Below are 822 nucleotides of genomic sequence, written 5' to 3'. Positions count from 1 at the left end.
TCGCTGGGTTCAAGAAGTTGAAGAATATGGAGAAAGTGCTTTTCCAGGCAATGGGACAGCCCTAGCTGATGCCCAACATAAGATTAAATTGTTAGAGAAAGAAAATCGTTATCTTCAGGAGGAACTTGAACTTCTAAAAAAGTTCCGGGTCTTCTTGAAGCGAAGCAAGTAAAACGTTTTGAATTTCTCTTGAAACATCATGGGAAGATAAAAATTAAACATGCAGTAAAAGTTCTTAAGGTTTCTCGCTCAGGTTTCTATGAATACATGCATCGTCGTCCTTCAAAACAACAAGTGGAGAGAGAAATTCTCTCAGAGAAGATAAAAGCTGTCTTTCATGAGCATAAGGGACGCTATGGTGCGGTTAGAATTACCAAGGTACTTCATAATACTGGTATTATGACCAACACGAAACGTGTTGGGAAACTGATGCACTTGATGGGACTTTATGCCAAGGGAAGCCGTTATAAATATAAACATTACAACAGAAAAGGAGCTTCGCTTTCAAGACCCAATTTAATTAATCAGATCTTTAAAGCAACAGCTCCTAATAAAGTATGGCTGGGAGACATGACCTATATCCCTACCAAAGAAGGCACCTTATACTTAGCCGTGAATATCGACGTTTTTTCACGTAAGATTGTAGGCTGGTCAATGTCTTCACGGATGCAAGATAAACTGGTGAGGGATTGCTTCTTACAAGCTTGTGGGAAAGAACATCCTCAGCCTGGCTTGATTGTCCATACTGATCAAGGGAGTCAATATACAAGCTCTCGTTATCAATCTACTCTTCGTCAAGTCGGTGCTCAATCTAGCATGAGT

1 pseudogene is annotated in these 822 nt (G+C 40.0%); it reads left to right on the top strand.

The annotated features are described in order from the left end of the window. A pseudogene (locus MLOOGBEN_RS28810) lies at positions 1 to 822 on the top strand (IS3 family transposase); the annotation flags it as partial.

The sequence above is a fragment of the Bacillus sp. EB106-08-02-XG196 genome (assembly GCF_013396335.1).
GTDB lineage: Bacteria > Bacillota > Bacilli > Bacillales > Cytobacillaceae > Neobacillus.
This window is presented reverse-complemented; position numbering and strand designations above follow the sequence as displayed.